The sequence below is a fragment of the Massilia mucilaginosa genome (assembly GCF_011682145.1).
Classification (GTDB): Bacteria; Pseudomonadota; Gammaproteobacteria; order Burkholderiales; family Burkholderiaceae_D; genus Telluria_A; species Telluria_A mucilaginosa.
Genome location: NZ_WHJH01000015.1, coordinates 19,150 through 36,020 on the forward strand (window position 1 = coordinate 19,150; position 16,871 = coordinate 36,020).

A 16,871-nucleotide genomic window follows, 5' to 3' on the forward strand; every position below is an offset into this window, starting at 1 on the left:
ATCAGTTGCAGGTGATGAGGATGTTGTCGACGTCGGCCTTGGCCATCGTGCCGACCGCGTTGTCGATGCGGCAGGTCAGGCCGGGCGGCTGCTGCAGCACGCTCAGGCCATACGCCTGGGTTTCGCCGACCTCGCCACGCTTGGTCTTGCCGTCAGCGTCCAGCTGGGTGAGATTGAATGCGCTCTGGTTGGCGGGAATGGTCAGGCGATAGGTGCCGTTGATGATCACCAGCGGACCGCTGCTCAGGCCGACGATCTTGCCTTTGACATCGTGCGGGATCAGGGTGCAGCTCACGCCGATCTGGCCGATGCCGTATGCGCTCGACTTGCCCTTGCCGTTGATCATCTTGCAGGTGGCGTTCGACGGCGCCGACTTGATGGTGACGTCGTAGTCGGTATTGGAGGCGATCAGGTCCGGGAATACGAAGTTGCTCGCGAACGGCTCGACTTTCAGGTCCGGCCCGCCCTTGTTCTGCAGCACCAGGCCGGCGATGGTCACGCCTTCGACGGCGCCGCTCAGTTGCATGGTGCCATCGTCATCGCCGCCGCAAGCGGCCAGGCTGAGCGCGCACGCAAGTGCCACGGCGGAACGCAGGTACAGATTTTTCATACTTTCTCCAAAACGAATGCGGGTAAGGTGGGGAGGCTGGGCCGCCGACGGACAGCCTGGTTTGGACGTCATTTTAGAGCATTTGTCAACGCCGCGGCTCATTGCCTTGTATCGGTGTGTACTGGCCCCGCCTTGGCGGCGCGCCAGTCCGGTTGATTTTCAGCCGGTGCCTCGCTATGCTGGAACCGGACCCACTACCGAGAAGAACATGACGACCACGCCACGCCGCACCTGGCCCAAAGCCATTCTGTTCGACCTGGACGATACGCTATGGCCGATCGCCCCGGTCATCCTGCAAGCCGAGCAGACCCTGCATGCCTGGCTGCACAGCAACGCGCCGCGGGTGGCCGAGCGCTTCACCATCGACGCCCTGCGCCAGGCGCGCCTGGCCATGCTGGCGCAGCAGCCCGAATTCGAACTCGACCTGGGTGCCTTGCGCCGCGCCGGCCTGCTGTCGGCGTTCGAGGCGGCCGGCGAAGACGCCGCCAAGGTCGAGCAGGCCATGGTGCATTTCTATGCCGCGCGCAATGCCGTCATTCCGTACGACGACGTGCTGCCCGGCCTGCTGCGCCTGAAAGGCCGCAGCATGCTCGGCTCGGTTACCAATGGCAATGCCGACCTCCAGGCGATCGGGCTGTCGCACCATTTCAAGGTCTCGGTGGCGGCCAGCCAGTTCGGCCGCGCCAAGCCCGACGCCGCCATTTTCCTGGCCGCCTGCGAGGAACTCGGGGTCGACCCGGCCGACGCGGTGTACGTGGGCGACGACGTGCTGCTCGACGTGCAGGGCGCCCAGCGCGCCGGCCTGCGCGCGGTCTGGCTCAACCGCACCGGCAGCGAGCGCCATCTCGAACACGGCGTGGTGCCGGACGCCATCTGCCGCAGTTTCGACGAGCTGCTCGACTGGCTCAAGCGCGAGCACGACTGAGGCCGGAATGCGGCGGGCGCGGCGCGCCGGCCACATAAAGCCCCGCCGCGCCTGCGAACGTGCATAATAAGCGGATCAGCACTCGTGCTTGCCCTTGTTTTTGTCCTTACCGCCCCTCACCTAGAATCATGCAACTCGATACCCGCGCGCAAACGCTGCTCAAAGCCCTGGTCGAACGGTATATCGCCGACGGCCAGCCGGTGGGGTCGCGCGCGCTGTCGAAAATCTCCGGACTCGACCTCTCGCCCGCGACCATCCGCAACATCATGGCCGACCTGGAAGAACTCGGCTATGTGGCCAGTCCACACACCTCGGCCGGCCGCATTCCGACCCCGCGCGGCTACCGCATCTTTGTCGATACCTTATTGACTGTGCAACACCTCGATGAACACGCCGTCGACGCGCGCCTGCGCCTGCCGGCCCAGCAGCCGCAAAAAATGATCGCCAACGCGGCGCAGATGCTGTCGTCGCTGTCGCAGTTCGCCGGCGTGGTGCTCAGTCCGCGGCGCGAATCGGTGTTCCAGCAGATCGAATTCTTGCGCCTGTCCGAAAAGCGCATCCTGCTGGTCATCGTCGACCCGCGCGGCGACGTGCAGAACCGCCTGCTGCTGACCGAGGCCGACTACACGCCGGCGCAACTGGTGCGCTCGGCCAATTACATCAACCAGAATTACGGCGGCCTGTCGTTCGACGACGTGCGCACGCGCCTGACGGGCGAGTTGCGCCAGTTGCGCGACGATATGGGCAGCCTGATGCAGGCGGCGGTCGAGGCCGGCAGCGAGGCGATGGCCGACCAGTCGGACGACATGGTCATTTCCGGCGAGCGCAACCTGCTGAGCGTGTCGGACCTGTCGTCCAACATGAGTTCGCTGCGCCAGATGTTCGACATGTTCGAGCAAAAGACCGGGCTGATGCAGCTGCTCGATGTGTCGAGCAAGGCGACCGGCGTGCAGATCTTTATCGGCGGCGAGTCGAACCTGGTGCCGATGGATGAAATGAGCGTGGTGACCGCGCCCTACGAGGTCAACGGCAAGATCGTCGGTACCCTGGGCGTGATCGGGCCGACCCGCATGGCGTACGAGCGCGTCATTCCGATCGTCGATATCACCGCCAAGCTGCTCTCGAACGCCCTGAGCCACCCCTGAGCGGGGTGCGCGGTCTGTATCAGGTTTTGTGGGGGCAGGCTGGCTTGACGCAGTTGCCGTAGATCGCCAGCGCGTGCTCGGCAATCTTGAAGCCGCGCTCGACCGCCACCTTGTGCTGGCGCGATTCGATCTCGTCGTCGTAGAACTCTTCCACGCGGCCGCAGTCGAGACACACCAGGTGGTCGTGATGCGAACCGGCGTTGAGCTCGAAAATCGCCTTGCCGGTTTCGAAATGGTTGCGGTTGAGCAGGCCCGCCTGTTCGAACTGGGTCAGTACGCGATACACGGTGGCCAGGCCGACATCCATATTATCGGTCAACAGAATCTTGTAAACGTCTTCCGCGGTCAGGTGGCGCACCTCGCTGTTCTGGAAAATCTCGAGGATTTTCAGGCGGGGCAGGGTGGCTTTCAGGCCGCTGGCTTTGAGGTCGCTAGGATTGTTACTCATGTTTGTTACTCGTATATTGGCGTAGTGCTTTATCATATAGCGTTTTAGACGGAGGTGCCTAGGCTTCCGTACAACGATTTGAGGTCATCTATGCCTGTCGATACTGCCGTTTTGCACCGTTTTAGCCTGCGCGCCCCTCTGGTGGCGACCCTGGCCGGGGCCGTCCTGAGCCTGTCCGGCTGCACCATGTTCGGCGGCGCCAAGGATCCCGTGGTCCCGGTCAGCGCCTCGCCCGACGCCGGCGCCCAGACCGTGCAGGCCAGCAAGCTGCAAAAGGTCCTGTGGATCTTCTCGCCCTATCGTCCAGACATTCAGCAAGGTAACTTCATCTCCCAGGAAATGCTGACCCAGCTCAAGGTCGGCCAGACCCGCGAGCAGGTCAAGTTTTTGCTCGGTACGCCACTGCTGACCGACATCTTCCACGCCGACCGCTGGGATTTCCCGTTCTACCTGGCGCGCGGCAATGGCGAGCTGACCAGTAGCCGGGTCACGGTCTACTTCAAGGATAACAAGGTCGAGAAATTCGACGGCGGCAACCTGCCGACCGAGAAGGAATACATCGCGCGCATCGCCGGCCCGTCCAAGGTGGCCGCCAAGGAAGCGCCGAAGAAAGAAGATGCCGGTTCGGCTTCGATCAAGATCAACAAATAAGTTTTTCAAATACAGCACAAGCGCGCGGGTAACACGATGAACCAGATGAAAATTGCAATAGCGGGCGCCGACGGGCGCATGGGACGGATGCTGGTCGACGCGGTCTGCGCGGCCCCGGACGCCGTGCTGGCCGGCGCGCTCGGCCTGGCCGGCTCGCCCGCGATCGGCCAGCTGGTCGGTCCGGCACCCGGCGTGACGATCGAGGCGGACCTGGGCGCCGGCCTGCTTGGCGCCGATTACCTGATCGACTTCACCCGCCCCGAAGGCACGCTCAAGCATCTTGACTATTGCGCCGCGCACGGCATCAAGCTGATCATCGGCACCACCGGTTTCGACGATGCCGGCAAGGCCGCGATTGCCGCCGCCGCCGAAAAAACCGCGATCATGTTCGCACCCAACATGAGCGTGGGTGTGAACGTCACCCTCAAGCTGCTCGAACTGGCCGCCAAAAGCATGTCCGAGGGTTACGACATCGAAATCATCGAAGCGCACCACCGCCACAAGGTCGATGCGCCGTCCGGCACCGCGCTCAAGATGGGCGAAGTGATCGCCGACGCGCTCGGACGCGACCTGAAAGAATGCGCCGTCTACGGCCGCGAAGGCGTCACCGGCGAGCGCGATCCGTCGACCATCGGCTTTGCCACCATCCGCGGCGGCGACATCATTGGCGACCATACGGTGCTGTTTGCCGGCACCGGCGAGCGCATCGAAATCAGCCACAAGTCCAGCAGCCGGGCCAGCTACGCCAACGGCGCGCTGCGCGCCTGCCGCTTTCTGGCCGGCAAGGCCACTGGTTTGTACGACATGCAGGACGTGCTGGCACTCAAGGACTAGGCGGCGTCATGCCACCGGCCAATCACTTCAGCGTCGCGCGCTACTGGGAACAGGGCGACGCGATCAGCCACGCGGTGGCGTACGTGCTGATGCTGATGTCGCTGGTGAGCTGGTTTTTCATCTTGTCCAAAGCCTTCAGTACCTGGCGCGTGCGGCGCGCGGCGCCGGCGCTGGACGCTTTCTGGGGCGCACCCAACCTGCACGATGGCATCGCGCTGCTGGCCCTGGCCGACCGCGAACGCATTTACCTGCCGCTGCCGGCGCAAGGCCTGGCCCATGCCGGCGGCGCCGCCACCCTGGCCGGCGAAATGAGCAGGGACGAACAAATCATCCGCGTGCTGCGCCAGGAAATCACGCGCGCCACCCACCGCATCGAAAGCGGACTGACCGTGCTGGCCTCGATCGGCGCCACCGCCCCCTTCGTGGGCCTGCTGGGCACGGTGTGGGGGATTTATCATGCGCTCTCGAATGTGTCCACGGCCGGCATTGTGCAGATCGACAAGATCGCCGGACCGGTCGGCGAAGCCCTGATCATGACCGGCTTCGGGCTGGTGGTGGCGATTCCCGCCGTACTGGCGTATAACGGATTGAACCGCCTGAACCGGTTGACGTTGGCCGAGCTCGACGGCTTTGCCCACGATTTGCATTCCTACTTCGGCAAATAGGGGGAACGGCATGGCATTCGGCAGCTTCAACCCGGCGCGGCAGCAATCGATGATGAGCGATATTAACGTGACCCCGATGGTCGACGTGATGCTGGTGCTGCTCGTCATTTTCATCATCACCGCGCCGATGTTTACACATGCGGTCAAGCTCGACTTGCCGCGCGCGCAGGCCGGCGCGGTGCGGCAGCAGCCGCACACGGTCACCATCGCCATCGACGCGCAAGGCGTGCTGTACTGGGGCAACGAGCGGGTCGATGCCGCCGGACTCGACGCGCGTTTGACCGACGCCGCGCGCCAGGCGCCGCAGCCGGAATTGCAGCTGCGCGCAGACAAAAATACCCGTTACGAAGCCGTGGCCCAGGTCATGGCGGCGGCGCAGTCCCGTGGACTGGCCAAGCTGGGCTTCGTGACCGACCCCAACAAGGAGAAATAATATGGCCAGCGCTGAACTCAATGGTGCCTCGATCCTCGGCTGGGATACCTTTCATTCCGAAAGCCGCGCGGCGTTCGGGTTTCCCGAGTATTACGCCAACACCATGGATGCCTGGGTCGATTGCCTGAGCTACCTGCGCGACGAAGACGGCATGACCCGCTTCCGGCTGAAACCGAACGAGGTGCTGGAGATTGTCGTCAAGGATGCGGCAGCGATGCGCGAGCGCGTACCCGACCTGCTCGAGGAGATGACTTTCTGCATCGCCGGCATCAACGAGCGCTACGAGGATTACGGCGAAAAGCCGGCGCTGGCGCTGGTGCTGCGCTGACCGGCGTAGTGACGTTGAGCATGGCGCGCGGGCAGCTTGTGCCCACGCGCAGGTTCAGGCTGGTGCTCAGCGCACCTTCTTGAGGTCGAACTGGGGGTTGTAGATCAACCCCAGTGTGTTGCCGAACGGGTCCTTCAACTCGACCACCTTGATTCCCTCGCCCACATCCTGGATGGCCGAGTGGATGCTCGCGCCCAGGCCGGTGATGCGCTCGACTTCGGCCTCGATATCGTCCACGCCCCAGTAGGCGACGCAGCCGGGCATGCCGGGTTCGCCAGGATGCAGGCCCAGCTCGAAACCGCCGATCTCGAAGCCGATGTAGAACGGCTGATCGAAGTAGGGCGCGGTGCGGAACACCTCGGTAAACCATTTCTTGGCCGCATCCATATCCTGGACCGGGTAGCAGACAGTGCGCATTCCGTTGATCATATTCGTCTCCTGTGAGTGCAAAGCAGCATCCTGCCATGGCGCGCGCCGCTTGTATTGTAAAAATGTAAGGCAGTCAGGCGGGTGCTGCGAACGATTCCGGCGTGCTGCCCGACAACTGGCGGAATTCGTGGATCAGGTGCGGCTGGTCGTAATAGCCGAGCTCGAGCGCTAGCCGTGTCCAGTCGAGCTGGTGGGGATGGGCGGCTGCGCGGATGCGTGCGCTGGCCTGGCGAAAGCGGCACACGCGCGCAAATTGCTTGGCGCCCAGGCCGACCCTGGCGCGGAACTGGCTGGACAGGTGCTGGCGCGACACGCCCAACTGCGCGGCCAGCGTCTCGATGCGCAGGGAGCCGTGCGAGCGCTCGATGGCGCTCACGGCCGCGTCGGCCAGGCCCGGTTTGATGCCGGCGGCCGTGCCGCGCAGGCGTTGCAGCAGCAGGCGTTCGACGGTGGCGACGGCTTCGCTGTCCGATAAGGTGCGCGACCACAGTTCATCGGTGAACTGGCGCGCGGCGGCGCCGTCCCACAGCGCGTCGAGCGATGGATGCTGGTCGGCCAGTTCGTGCAGCGGCATGGCGAAAAAGTGCGCGGCGGCGCCCGCTTTGAAGCGCGCCGCGATGGTACGCACGGGCTGGTGCACGGGCACGTGGATGACTGTGCTCATCATGCCCGACACCCGGCTCAGCGCGCCCACGTCCTGCCACAGGATATCCATGCAGTTGTCGGGCAGCACACGGTGCGTGACGGCTGACGCCCCCGGGAACACCTGGCAAGTCCACAGGCAAGCCAGATAGGGCGCCAATGCGGGCTGGGGCGGGTGTTCCTGGTAAAGGACCATGATAATGCCGGGCAGATGGCAAAAGGGCCATTTTACCTCGCGCGCACTGTCCCTGAAGCTGGCGTTATGGAAAGTAAAGCCTGGCAATAATCGTGCCGTTCATGACGATAAGGAGGCCGAATAGCCAGCGGTGGATGGCCAATTCATGCTTTATCGAACGCAGCTCCGCAGCCAGAATCTCGATCTTCGCGGTCAGATCTGTTCGGACACTGTCGATTTTTGCGTTCAGCTCAGTTTGGATACATTCGCATTTGGTATTCAGATTCATTCGGACAACTTCGATTTTGGCGTCAAGCAGACTGATTTGTGCGCTCAGCTCAGTTCGGATACCGTCGATTTTTGCGCTCAGCCCGGTTCGGACACCATCGATTTTTGCGCTCAGCTCGGTTCGGACACCGTCGATTTTGGCATCGAGTACCCCGTATTTTTCGTTTGATTCCGCCCTGAACGTTTGTAACTCGGCGCTGAGTTCAGTCTTTGCCAGATCGATGTGCGCGGTCAAACGGTCTTCCGACTGGCGAATGGCGCATTGCCAGTCGTTCTTCATGTGCAGGCCGTCGGATGTCGACACCCCCTCGCTGGCCACCTCGTTCAGTGCCTTGGCATGCACCTCCGCCTGGTGCCTGGAAACCCCTGCGGCTTCCAGTTGCTGGGCATAGCCTATCGGATCGAATTCGATTGTCATGACGTCATTCTCCGGTACGTGATAGTCGGTTTGGCGGAGCATGCAAGTACATCTCATGGAGTGTCGCCGCCCTCCGTGCAAGCGAGGGCGCCGACTGTGCCTGCCACCTTCTTTGGACCGCAAGCCCGCCCCATAGTTCAGCGAATTTTCGCTCCCCGGCCCCGGCCGTGCCCGGATACGGGATGTGCCAGTATAATGATCGGTTCATATTACTTTTGGCCGCGCCCGCTTGGCCGCACACATCATGCAAGATAAATATAGTCCCGCCGACGTAGAACAAGCCGCCCAAGCCCACTGGAAGGCCATCGACGCCTACAAGGCCGTCGAGAACGACCCGCGTTTCCCGAAAGGCAAGTACTACGCCTGTTCCATGCTGCCTTACCCGTCGGGCAAGCTGCACATGGGCCACGTGCGCAACTATACGATCAATGATGTGATGTACCGCTACCTGCGCATGAGCGGCTACAACGTCCTCATGCCGATGGGCTGGGACGCCTTCGGCATGCCGGCCGAGAACGCGGCCATGCAAAACAACGTGCCGCCGGCGCAATGGACCTATTCCAACATCGCCCACATGCGCGAGCAGATGGAGTCGATGGGCCTGGCGATCGACTGGTCGCGTGAAATGACCGCCTGCAAACCCGAGTACTACAAGTGGAACCAGTGGATGTTCCTCAAGATGCTCGAAAAAGGCATCATCTACAAAAAGACCGGCACCGTGAACTGGGACCCGGTCGACCAGACCGTGCTGGCCAACGAGCAGGTGGTCGACGGGCGTGGCTGGCGTTCCGGCGCGCCGATCGAAAAGCGCGAAATCCCGATGTACTACGCCCGCATCACCGACTACGCCGATGAACTGCTCGACTACGTCGACAACAAGCTGCCAGGCTGGCCGGAACGGGTGCGCGTCATGCAGGCCAACTGGATCGGCAAGTCGGTCGGCGTGCGCTTCGCCTTCCCGCACACCATCGCCAACGCCGCCGACGCTACTGGAAAAACGCTGATCGACGACGGCAAGATGTACGTTTTCACCACCCGCGCCGACACCATCATGGGCGTGACCTTCTGCGCCGTGGCGCCGGAACACGCGCTGGCGCAGCACGCCGCGCAGACCAACCCGGAACTGGCCGCCTTTATCGCCGAGTGCAAACTCGGTAGCGTGATCGAAGCCGACATGGCGACCATGGAGAAGAAGGGCATGCCGACCGGCCTGTTCGTCACCCACCCGGTCACCAACGAGCAGGTCGAAGTCTGGGTCGGCAACTACGTCCTGATCACCTACGGCGACGGCGCCGTCATGGGCGTGCCCGCGCACGACGAGCGCGATTTCGCGTTCGCCAAAAAATACAATCTGCCGATCAAGCAGGTGGTCGCGGTCGAAGGCAAGCAATACTCGCTCGAGGCCTGGCAGGAATGGTACGGCGACAAAGAGAGCGGCGTTTCCATCAACTCCGGCAAATACGACGGCCTCGATTACACCTCGGCGGTGAACGCCGTGGCGGGCGACCTGGCCACGGCCGGCCTGGGCGACAAGAAAATCACCTTCCGCCTGCGCGACTGGGGCATTTCGCGCCAGCGCTACTGGGGCACCCCGATCCCGATGATCCACTGCGCCGATTGCGGCGTGGTGCCGGTCCCTGAAAAAGACCTGCCGGTGGTGCTGCCGGAAGACTGCGTCCCGGACGGCAGCGGCAACCCGCTGGGCAAGCACGAAGCGTTTCTGAAGTGCGACTGCCCGCAGTGCGGCAAGCCGGCGCGCCGCGAGACCGACACGATGGACACCTTCGTCGACTCGTCGTGGTACTACATGCGCTATACCTCGCCAGGCAGCAGCGACGCCATGGTCGACGCGCGCAACGATTACTGGATGCCGATGGACCAGTACATCGGCGGCATCGAACACGCCGTCATGCACCTGCTGTACGCGCGCTTCTGGACCAAGATCATGCGCGAACTCGGCCTGGTCAAGTTCGACGAGCCGTTCGTCAACCTGCTCACGCAGGGCATGGTGCTCAACGAAACCTATTACCGTGACGATGAAGCTGGCCGCAAGTCCTGGTTCAACCCGGCCGACGTCGACCTGACCCTGGACGACAAGGGCCGTCCGCAAGGCGCCACGCTCAAGAGCGACGGCCAGCCGGTGGTCATCGGCGGTACCGAAAAAATGTCGAAGTCGAAGAACAACGGCATCGACCCGCAAGCCCAGATCGGCCAGTACGGCGCCGACACCGCGCGCCTGTTCACCATGTTCGCCTCGCCACCCGAGCAGACGCTCGAATGGTCCGACAGCGGCGTCGAAGGCGCCAGCCGCTTCCTGCGCCGCGTGTGGGCGTATGCGTATGCGCAGTCGCCGCGCATCGCTCAAGCCCTGGCCGCGACCGATAAAAGCGGCGGCGGCGAAGCGCACAAGACCTTGCGCCGCGAACTGCACAAGATCCTGCAGCAGGCCGACTACGACCTGAAACGCATCCAGTACAACACGGTGGTGTCGGCCTGCATGAAGATGCTCAACACGATGGAATCGGCCAAGCTGGAAGACGGCGCGGCCACCGACGCCGTCATCGCCGAAGGCCTGTCGATCTTCCTGCGCGTGCTCAACCCGGTGGCGCCGCACATCACCCACGTGCTGTGGCAAGAACTGGGCTACGCCAACGCGCACGGCGACATCCTCAACGCGCAGTGGCCGCAGGTCGACCCGGCCGCGCTGGAACAGGCCGAGATCGAGATGATGATCCAGGTGAACGGCAAGCTGCGCGGCTCGATAAAGGTCGCCAAGGATGCCGACAAGGCCTCCATCGAAGCGATGGCGCTGGCCTGCGAAGCGGTGCAGAAGTACATCGAGACGCCGCCGAAAAAGGTGATCGTGGTGCCTGGCAAATTGATCAGCATCGTGGTGTAAGCGATGGCCATCTTCCGTTCCGCCGCCGTGCCGCGCGCCATCCTTGCTTTGGTCCTGCTCGCGTCCCTGTCCGCGTGCGGCTTCCAGCTGCGCGGCGCGAACGGCCAGTTCAAGATGCCGTTCAATAGCATCTACCTGTCGTTCCCCGAAACCTCGGCCCTCGGCACCGAGTTGCGGCGCAACCTGCGCGGCGGCGACAACGTGCAGGTGGTGACCGACGCGGCCAAGGCCGAGACCCTGTTCGACGTGCTGTCCGAAACGCGCGGCAAGCAGATCCTCTCGCTCAACGCCCAGGGCCGCGTGCGCGAATACCTGCTGACCTACACCTTGGTGTTCCGCCTGCGCGACGCCAAGGGTGTGGAACTGCTGCCGGCGACCGAAATCTCGCTCAAGCGCTCCATCACTTTCGACGAGAGCCAGGTGCTGGGCAAGGAATCGGAAGAAGTGCTGCTGTACCGCGACATGCAGACCGACCTGGTGCAGCAGATCCTGCGCCGCCTGGTGGCGGTCAAGCCGGCATGAGCACGCGATGCAGCTAAGGGTTGACGCGCTCGAAGGGCACCTGGCCAAGACCATTGCGCCGCTGTACGTGATTTCCAGCGACGAGCATCTGCTGGCGCTGGAAGCGGCCGACAAGATCCGCCGCGCCGCGCGCGCCAACGGTTACTCCGAACGCGATGTGCTGACGGTGGAGCGCACCTTCAAATGGGGCGAGCTGCTGGCCGCGAACCAGGCCTTGTCGCTGTTCGGCGACAAGAAGCTGATCGAATTGCGCATCCCGACCGGCAAACCGGGCAAGGATGGCGGGGCGGCGCTGCAAAGCTACGCCAAGGACCTCAGTCCCGACAATCTCACGCTCATCACCCTGCCCAAGCTCGATTGGCAGACCGCCAAAGCAGCCTGGGTCGGCGCGCTGCAGCAGGCTGCGGTCTATATCGAGATACCGGCAATCGAACGCCCCCAGCTGCCCGGCTGGATCGGCACCCGGCTGGCCGCGCACGGCCTCTCCGCCGACCGCCAGTCGCTCGACTTCATCGCCGACCGGGTCGAAGGCAACCTGCTGGCGGCGCACCAGGAGATTCAAAAACTGGCGCTGCTGCACGATCCGGGCAAGCTGACCTTCGAACAGATTCACGACGCGGTGCTCAACGTGGCGCGCTACGATGTGTTCAAGCTGTCCGAGGCCATGCTGGCGGGCGATTGCGCGCGCCTGGTGCGCATGCTCGAAGGGCTCAAGGGCGAAGGCGAAGCGCTGCCGCTGGTTTTATGGGCGGTCGCCGAAGAAATCCGTACGCTGTTAAAATTGAAATCCGGGATGGCGCAGGGACGGCCGCTCGGCGTGCTGCTCAAGGAACACCGCATCTGGGGTCCGCGTGAACGCATGATGGAACCTGCGCTGCGCCGCATCTCGCTGCCGACCCTGGAAGGCGCGATGCGCGACGCCGCGCAGGTCGACAAGATGATCAAGGGCCTGCGCGCCAAAGGCTTTGCGGGCGATGCCTGGGATGCGATGCTGCAGCTGGCCTTGAAAGTAACGCGCGGATAGATCGCTGCGGCACGCTACCATGGTGCCGGCGCGATCGACGCGCTTCACCTACGTAGACGAGATAATGAACATTACCGAATACATGCAACAGGTCGGCCAGCGCGCCCGCGCCGCTTCGCGCGCCATGGCCAGGTCCGACAGCGCCACGCGCAACCGCGCCTTGCTGCTGATCGCCGACGCCATCGTGCGCGATAGTGCGCTGCTGCGCGCCGCCAACCAGCTCGACCACGATGCCGCCGCCGCCGGCGGCCTGGCGCCGGCCATGCTGGATCGCCTGCAACTGTCGGACAAAGCCATCGACACCATGGTCGAAGGCTTGCGCCAGGTCGTCTCGCTGGCCGACCCGATCGGCGAAATCTCGAACATGAAATTCCGCCCGAGCGGCATCCAGGTGGGCCAGATGCGCGTGCCGCTGGGCGTGATCGGCATCATCTACGAAGCGCGCCCGAACGTCACGGTCGACGCGGCCGGCCTGTGCATCAAGAGCGGCAACGCGACCATCCTGCGCGGCGGCTCGGAAGCGATCAACTGCAACCGCGCGCTGGCGAAAATCGTCGCCGAGGGCCTGGCCGGCGCCGGCTTGCCGGCCGACGGCGTGCAGATCGTCGACACCACCGACCGCGCCGCCGTCGGCGCACTGATCACCATGCCCGAGTATGTGGACGTGATCGTGCCGCGCGGCGGCAAAAGCCTGATCGCGCGCCTGATCGCCGAGGCCACGGTCCCGATGATCAAGCACCTCGACGGCATCTGCCACGTCTACATCGACGCCAGGGCCGATCTGGAAAAAGCGGTGGCGATTGCGTTCAACGCCAAGTGCCACCGCTACGGCACCTGCAACACCATGGAAACCCTGCTCATCGCGCGCGCCATCGCGCCGGCCGTGCTGCCGCGCCTGGCCGCCCTGTACGCGGCCAAGGAAGTCGAGCTGCGCGCCGACCCGGACGCGTTCGCGCTGCTGGCGGGCTACCCGCACCTGGTGGCGGCCGTGGAAGAAGACTGGTCCACCGAATACCTGGCGCCGGTCTTGTCGATCAAGCTGGTGGACGGCATGGACGCGGCGATCGACCATATCAACACCTATTCGTCGAAGCACACCGAAGCGATCGTCACCGAAGACTACAGCGACGCCCTGCGCTTCCTGCGCGAAGTCGATTCGGCCTCGGTGATGGTCAACGCCTCGACCCGCTTCGCCGATGGTTTCGAGTACGGCCTGGGCGCCGAAATCGGCATCTCCAACGACAAGCTGCACGCGCGCGGACCGGTCGGGCTGGAAGGACTGACATCGCTCAAATACGTGGTGTTCGGCCACGGCGAAGTCAGGCAATGAGGTATCGGAGGCACATATGCTAACTCGGCTGAAAGTTAAGGGATTTAAAAGTTTAGAGGATATTGAAGTTCGCTTCGGCCCGTTCACGTGTATTGCAGGTGTTAATGGAGTGGGGAAGTCCAATCTATTCGATGCCATTTTGTTTCTGAAAGATTTGGCAGATACGTCCATTATCGATGCTGCTACAAGGATCAGAAATAGCGGGCGTCAACGCGTCAACCTGTCGTCGTTGTTTACCAGAACCGCTATTGGGCAAGCCCAATTGATGGAATTTGAAGTCGATTTCTTAGTAAACGATACGGTAACAGATGATTTCGGTCGAAATGCTAAGCCGAAAGTCACCTTCCTGCAGTACAAGTTAGGGCTGCGTTATGTGGCCGCTTCTGGATCGAAACCCGAAGGCATTGAACTCGCACATGAGTCACTTGATTTCGTGCAAAAAGGCGAAGCGAAGCGCCGGCTCGGTTTTCCGGTATCTCAGGAATTCCTGGATTCTGTTTATGTTGGCACGAGCCGGATCGATTTTATCTATATGGATAAGAACGATCCGACTGTCGCGAAAATTCGCCAGGACGGCACGGGGGGGGGGCAGCCCATCAGCATCCCTATAGACAAAGCAGAACGTACACTTCTGAGTAACATAAACACGATCGATCGGCCGACAGCGCTAGCGGCCAGGCGTGAAATGCAGTCTTGGATTAACTTGCAACTTGAGTCAAGTTCTCTGCGCAAACCGGATGATTTCTTGGCTTTAAGTCAGGTCTCATCTACAGGTGAACATTTGCCGGCGACGCTGGATCGTCTTAAAAAATTTGACGAAGTGGCGAGTCAATTAGCTAATCTTCTGCCCGATGTGAAGAGTCTTACTGTTGACGTGGATGAGCGTCGACAATTAAAGACCCTTTATCTAGAAAGCGTCAGCGGTATCCGCCATGAAGCGCGGGCTCTGTCAGGCGGCACCTTGCGATTTCTTGCCCTCGCTATTATTGGCGCCGATGCCGATGCGGGAGGTGTAATTTGTCTTGAGGAGCCAGAAAATGGCATCCATCCCGCACGCATTCCAGCGATTGTCCAGTTGTTGGCTGAAATGGCGGTAGACACTGATTATGCGGTCGGTCCAGACAATCCGCTTCGGCAAATTATTATCAATACTCATTCGCCGTTAGTTATTCAGAAACTTCAGACCGACAATATTATTGTTTCGCAAGCCTATAAACGGGATGGTGCATCGCTTTCATTATTTTGTCCAATTCTTGGAACGTGGCGTACAAAGACCTCAATAAACGTTTCCCAAGATGAGTCGCCGGTGACGTTCGGAGCGCTGCTTGACTATCTCGGACCGGAAGATTTTAGTGAGGCTGTGCCTGGGAAAGAAAGTGTTTTGCAGGTATACAAGCACCAGCTTGAAATTGCGGTGAAATAAAAGGTGAAAACACTCATACGCTATACTTTGCTGGCGGACGGAACTTCTGATGAAGTACTGCTGCCGATTATTAATTGGGTCATCAATTTTCATTATCCTGGCGTGCGCGTAGTCCCCTCATTTGCGCGGGATTTTGGAAAAATTGGACACGGTCTAAACGCTCGCGTAAATGCCGCTCTTGCTAACTTTCCGTGCGATGTTTTGTTTGTTCATCGAGATGCCGAGGCCATGCCGCGTGAGTTAAGACTGGGCGAAATCGACGCGGCAATGCGAGACGTCGAAGTACCTTTTGTGCCGGTAGTTCCGGTACGAATGACCGAAGCGTGGTTGCTGAGTGACGAGACGGCTATTCGATTCGCAGCAGGAAATGCATCAGGACGCCATGCGATTGCGCTCCCGGCCCGGAAAAAGTGGGAGGCGATTCCTGATCCAAAGGACGTTCTCCTAACGGCGCTAACTGCGGCCAGCGGCCTATCGGGACGTAAACTCGGCAAATTTCAGCCTGAAAAAGCGAGATCGTTGATTACTCAGCGCACCGAGTCGTTCGCGGGCTTGCGCGGGCTCTCCGCATTCGACGCGTTCGAAAATGACGTCGCCGAAACAATGAAAGGTATTTTGCTTCATGTTATGGATTAAAGCGTTTCACATCATCTTCATCGCCTCGTGGTTTGCCGGGCTGTTTTACCTGCCGCGCATTTTCGTCAACCTGGCGCAGGAGAGCGACACGGCGGCCACTGCGCGCCTGCTGCTGATGGCGCGCAAGCTGCTGCGCTTTACCACCATGCTGGCCGTGCCGGCGGTGCTGCTGGGCGTCTGGCTGTGGCTCGGGTACGGCTTCCGGGGCGGCTGGATGCATGTCAAGCTGGCGCTGGTGCTGCTGGTGATCGGTTACCACCACGCGTGCGGCTCGCTGCTGAAAAAATTCGAACGCGGCGCGAACAAACGAAGCCACGTCTGGTTCCGCTATTTCAACGAGGTGCCGGTGCTGCTCCTGACCGCCATCGTGATCCTGGTCGTGGTCAAACCCTTCTGACGGGGGCTTCATGAGTAAAGTGGTTCAGTATTTTTTCGCGCCGCAGTCGCCGTGGGCGTATCTCGGACACGAGCGCTTCGTCGCCATGGCGCAGGCGCGCGGGGCGCTGATCGACATCAAGCCTTTTGACCTGGGCAAGGTGTTCAGCGTCTCGGGCGGGCTGCCGCTGGCCAAGCGCGCGCCGCAGCGCCAGGCCTACCGCCTGCAGGAACTGGCGCGCTGGTCGCAGCATCTGGGCTTGCCGCTGATTGCGCATCCGACGTTTTTTCCGGTGCCGCCGGAAGCGGCGGCGCGCCTGATCATCGCCGCGCGCACCAGCCTGGGCGCCGAGGCGGCGCTGGGGCTGACCGGCGCGATCATGCGCGCGCTGTGGGCCGAGGACCGGAATATCTCGGACGAGGACACCCTGGCGCAGATCGCCAGCGCCTGCGGCCTCGATGGAAAAATGCTGGTCAAGTCGGCGGCCACGGCCGGCGTGCAGGAGCAGTACGAGCGCAACACCGATGAAGCCATGGCCGCCAGCGTGTTCGGTGTGCCGTGGTACGTGGTGGACGGGGAGGGGTTCTGGGGACAGGACCGGCTCGACTTCGTGGAGCGCGCCTTAAGCTGACGACGGGCATTTTGCAGTAACGATGAAACAGTAACGACA

The 16,871-nt window shown here is 62.0% G+C and carries 20 protein-coding genes; 15 read left to right on the forward strand and 5 right to left on the reverse strand.

Annotated features, from left to right (window positions below):
- Position 1 precedes the first annotated feature (1 nt).
- A complete protein-coding gene (locus tag F2P45_RS14450) occupies positions 2-610 on the reverse strand; it encodes a hypothetical protein (RefSeq protein WP_166876131.1) in 609 nt (202 codons plus the stop codon).
- 208 nt (positions 611-818) lie between these two features.
- Here F2P45_RS14450 and F2P45_RS14455 point away from each other — a divergent pair, with 208 nt between their 5' ends.
- Together F2P45_RS14455 and hrcA are read left to right on the forward strand one after the other, a co-directional pair.
- Complete coding sequence (locus F2P45_RS14455) at positions 819-1,535, forward strand: HAD family hydrolase (protein ID WP_166876133.1); 717 nt, start codon at positions 819-821, stop codon at positions 1,533-1,535.
- A 128-nt stretch (positions 1,536-1,663) separates the two neighbouring features.
- Entirely contained in the window at positions 1,664-2,680 is a 1,017-nt protein-coding gene (gene hrcA, locus F2P45_RS14460) for a heat-inducible transcriptional repressor HrcA (protein WP_166876135.1), read from the forward strand.
- Between the two features lie 19 nt (positions 2,681-2,699).
- Here the strand turns inward: hrcA and fur are convergent, their stop codons facing one another.
- Entirely contained in the window at positions 2,700-3,128 is a 429-nt protein-coding gene (gene fur / locus F2P45_RS14465; RefSeq protein ID WP_126073843.1) for a ferric iron uptake transcriptional regulator, read from the reverse strand.
- Between the two features lie 90 nt (positions 3,129-3,218).
- Between fur and F2P45_RS14470 the strand changes: the two genes are divergently transcribed.
- The 5 genes from F2P45_RS14470 to F2P45_RS14490 are packed head-to-tail and all read left to right on the forward strand — an operon-like array spanning position 3,219 to position 6,039.
- The gene (locus F2P45_RS14470; RefSeq protein ID WP_166876138.1) at positions 3,219-3,779 is read left to right on the forward strand and encodes an outer membrane protein assembly factor BamE; all 561 of its coding nucleotides are present in this window, start codon (positions 3,219-3,221) and stop codon (positions 3,777-3,779) included.
- 36 nt (positions 3,780-3,815) lie between these two features.
- Positions 3,816-4,613, forward strand: coding sequence for a 4-hydroxy-tetrahydrodipicolinate reductase (gene dapB / locus F2P45_RS14475; protein ID WP_166876140.1), 798 nt, complete (start codon positions 3,816-3,818; stop codon positions 4,611-4,613).
- Between the two features lie 8 nt (positions 4,614-4,621).
- Entirely contained in the window at positions 4,622-5,278 is a 657-nt protein-coding gene (locus F2P45_RS14480) for a MotA/TolQ/ExbB proton channel family protein (RefSeq protein WP_166876142.1), read from the forward strand.
- A 10-nt stretch (positions 5,279-5,288) separates the two neighbouring features.
- Entirely contained in the window at positions 5,289-5,711 is a 423-nt protein-coding gene (locus F2P45_RS14485; protein ID WP_166876145.1) for an ExbD/TolR family protein, read from the forward strand.
- A gap of 1 nt (position 5,712) precedes the next feature.
- Positions 5,713-6,039 carry a barstar family protein gene (locus F2P45_RS14490; RefSeq protein WP_166876147.1) on the forward strand — a complete coding sequence of 109 codons (327 nt, stop codon included), beginning with the start codon at positions 5,713-5,715 and terminating at the stop codon, positions 6,037-6,039.
- A 66-nt stretch (positions 6,040-6,105) separates the two neighbouring features.
- On the opposite strand, the gene F2P45_RS14495 is transcribed toward F2P45_RS14490, so the two are convergent.
- From F2P45_RS14495 to F2P45_RS14505, 3 genes are all read right to left on the reverse strand, one after another.
- The gene (locus tag F2P45_RS14495; protein WP_166876150.1) at positions 6,106-6,468 is read right to left on the reverse strand and encodes a VOC family protein; all 363 of its coding nucleotides are present in this window, start codon (positions 6,466-6,468) and stop codon (positions 6,106-6,108) included.
- A 73-nt stretch (positions 6,469-6,541) separates the two neighbouring features.
- Positions 6,542-7,306, reverse strand: a complete 765-nt coding sequence (locus F2P45_RS14500) for a DUF6597 domain-containing transcriptional factor (RefSeq protein ID WP_166876153.1) — start codon at positions 7,304-7,306, stop codon at positions 6,542-6,544.
- A gap of 64 nt (positions 7,307-7,370) precedes the next feature.
- On the reverse strand, positions 7,371-7,991 hold the full coding sequence (locus F2P45_RS14505) for a CCDC90 family protein (protein ID WP_166876155.1): 621 nt from the start codon (positions 7,989-7,991) through the stop codon (positions 7,371-7,373).
- A gap of 244 nt (positions 7,992-8,235) precedes the next feature.
- On the opposite strand from F2P45_RS14505, the gene leuS reads away from it, so the two are divergent.
- From leuS to F2P45_RS14545, 8 genes are all read left to right on the forward strand, one after another.
- A complete protein-coding gene (leuS, locus tag F2P45_RS14510; RefSeq protein ID WP_166876158.1) occupies positions 8,236-10,890 on the forward strand; it encodes a leucine--tRNA ligase in 2,655 nt (884 codons plus the stop codon).
- Positions 10,891-10,893: 3 nt separating this feature from the next.
- On the forward strand, positions 10,894-11,412 hold the full coding sequence (locus F2P45_RS14515; protein WP_166876160.1) for an LPS-assembly lipoprotein LptE: 519 nt from the start codon (positions 10,894-10,896) through the stop codon (positions 11,410-11,412).
- A gap of 7 nt (positions 11,413-11,419) precedes the next feature.
- The gene (gene holA / locus F2P45_RS14520) at positions 11,420-12,436 is read left to right on the forward strand and encodes a DNA polymerase III subunit delta (RefSeq protein ID WP_166876163.1); all 1,017 of its coding nucleotides are present in this window, start codon (positions 11,420-11,422) and stop codon (positions 12,434-12,436) included.
- Between the two features lie 64 nt (positions 12,437-12,500).
- A complete protein-coding gene (locus F2P45_RS14525; RefSeq protein ID WP_166876165.1) occupies positions 12,501-13,766 on the forward strand; it encodes a glutamate-5-semialdehyde dehydrogenase in 1,266 nt (421 codons plus the stop codon).
- A 16-nt stretch (positions 13,767-13,782) separates the two neighbouring features.
- On the forward strand, positions 13,783-15,189 hold the full coding sequence (locus F2P45_RS14530) for an AAA family ATPase (RefSeq protein ID WP_166876168.1): 1,407 nt from the start codon (positions 13,783-13,785) through the stop codon (positions 15,187-15,189).
- A 3-nt stretch (positions 15,190-15,192) separates the two neighbouring features.
- Positions 15,193-15,825 (forward strand): hypothetical protein, encoded by a 633-nt coding sequence (locus F2P45_RS14535; RefSeq protein WP_166876170.1) that lies wholly within the window; start codon positions 15,193-15,195, stop codon positions 15,823-15,825.
- The gene (locus F2P45_RS14540) at positions 15,812-16,222 is read left to right on the forward strand and encodes a CopD family protein (RefSeq protein WP_166876173.1); all 411 of its coding nucleotides are present in this window, start codon (positions 15,812-15,814) and stop codon (positions 16,220-16,222) included. Before F2P45_RS14535 ends, F2P45_RS14540 begins: the two co-directional genes overlap by 14 nt.
- A gap of 10 nt (positions 16,223-16,232) precedes the next feature.
- The gene (locus tag F2P45_RS14545) at positions 16,233-16,832 is read left to right on the forward strand and encodes a 2-hydroxychromene-2-carboxylate isomerase (RefSeq protein WP_166876176.1); all 600 of its coding nucleotides are present in this window, start codon (positions 16,233-16,235) and stop codon (positions 16,830-16,832) included.
- Positions 16,833-16,871 lie beyond the last annotated feature (39 nt).

Coding starts and splice junctions, on each gene's coding strand:
- holA (WP_166876163.1), top strand. CDS start 11,420: ATGCAGCTAAGGGTTGACGCGCTCGAAGGGCACCTGGCCAAGACCATT.
- F2P45_RS14450 (WP_166876131.1), bottom strand. CDS start 610: ATGAAAAATCTGTACCTGCGTTCCGCCGTGGCACTTGCGTGCGCGCTC.
- F2P45_RS14455 (WP_166876133.1), top strand. CDS start 819: ATGACGACCACGCCACGCCGCACCTGGCCCAAAGCCATTCTGTTCGAC.
- F2P45_RS14525 (WP_166876165.1), top strand. CDS start 12,501: ATGAACATTACCGAATACATGCAACAGGTCGGCCAGCGCGCCCGCGCC.
- F2P45_RS14495 (WP_166876150.1), bottom strand. CDS start 6,468: ATGATCAACGGAATGCGCACTGTCTGCTACCCGGTCCAGGATATGGAT.
- F2P45_RS14540 (WP_166876173.1), top strand. CDS start 15,812: ATGTTATGGATTAAAGCGTTTCACATCATCTTCATCGCCTCGTGGTTT.
- leuS (WP_166876158.1), top strand. CDS start 8,236: ATGCAAGATAAATATAGTCCCGCCGACGTAGAACAAGCCGCCCAAGCC.
- F2P45_RS14490 (WP_166876147.1), top strand. CDS start 5,713: ATGGCCAGCGCTGAACTCAATGGTGCCTCGATCCTCGGCTGGGATACC.
- dapB (WP_166876140.1), top strand. CDS start 3,816: ATGAACCAGATGAAAATTGCAATAGCGGGCGCCGACGGGCGCATGGGA.
- F2P45_RS14485 (WP_166876145.1), top strand. CDS start 5,289: ATGGCATTCGGCAGCTTCAACCCGGCGCGGCAGCAATCGATGATGAGC.
- F2P45_RS14505 (WP_166876155.1), bottom strand. CDS start 7,991: ATGACAATCGAATTCGATCCGATAGGCTATGCCCAGCAACTGGAAGCC.
- fur (WP_126073843.1), bottom strand. CDS start 3,128: ATGAGTAACAATCCTAGCGACCTCAAAGCCAGCGGCCTGAAAGCCACC.
- F2P45_RS14480 (WP_166876142.1), top strand. CDS start 4,622: ATGCCACCGGCCAATCACTTCAGCGTCGCGCGCTACTGGGAACAGGGC.
- F2P45_RS14500 (WP_166876153.1), bottom strand. CDS start 7,306: ATGGTCCTTTACCAGGAACACCCGCCCCAGCCCGCATTGGCGCCCTAT.
- F2P45_RS14470 (WP_166876138.1), top strand. CDS start 3,219: ATGCCTGTCGATACTGCCGTTTTGCACCGTTTTAGCCTGCGCGCCCCT.
- F2P45_RS14545 (WP_166876176.1), top strand. CDS start 16,233: ATGAGTAAAGTGGTTCAGTATTTTTTCGCGCCGCAGTCGCCGTGGGCG.
- F2P45_RS14530 (WP_166876168.1), top strand. CDS start 13,783: ATGCTAACTCGGCTGAAAGTTAAGGGATTTAAAAGTTTAGAGGATATT.
- hrcA (WP_166876135.1), top strand. CDS start 1,664: ATGCAACTCGATACCCGCGCGCAAACGCTGCTCAAAGCCCTGGTCGAA.
- F2P45_RS14515 (WP_166876160.1), top strand. CDS start 10,894: ATGGCCATCTTCCGTTCCGCCGCCGTGCCGCGCGCCATCCTTGCTTTG.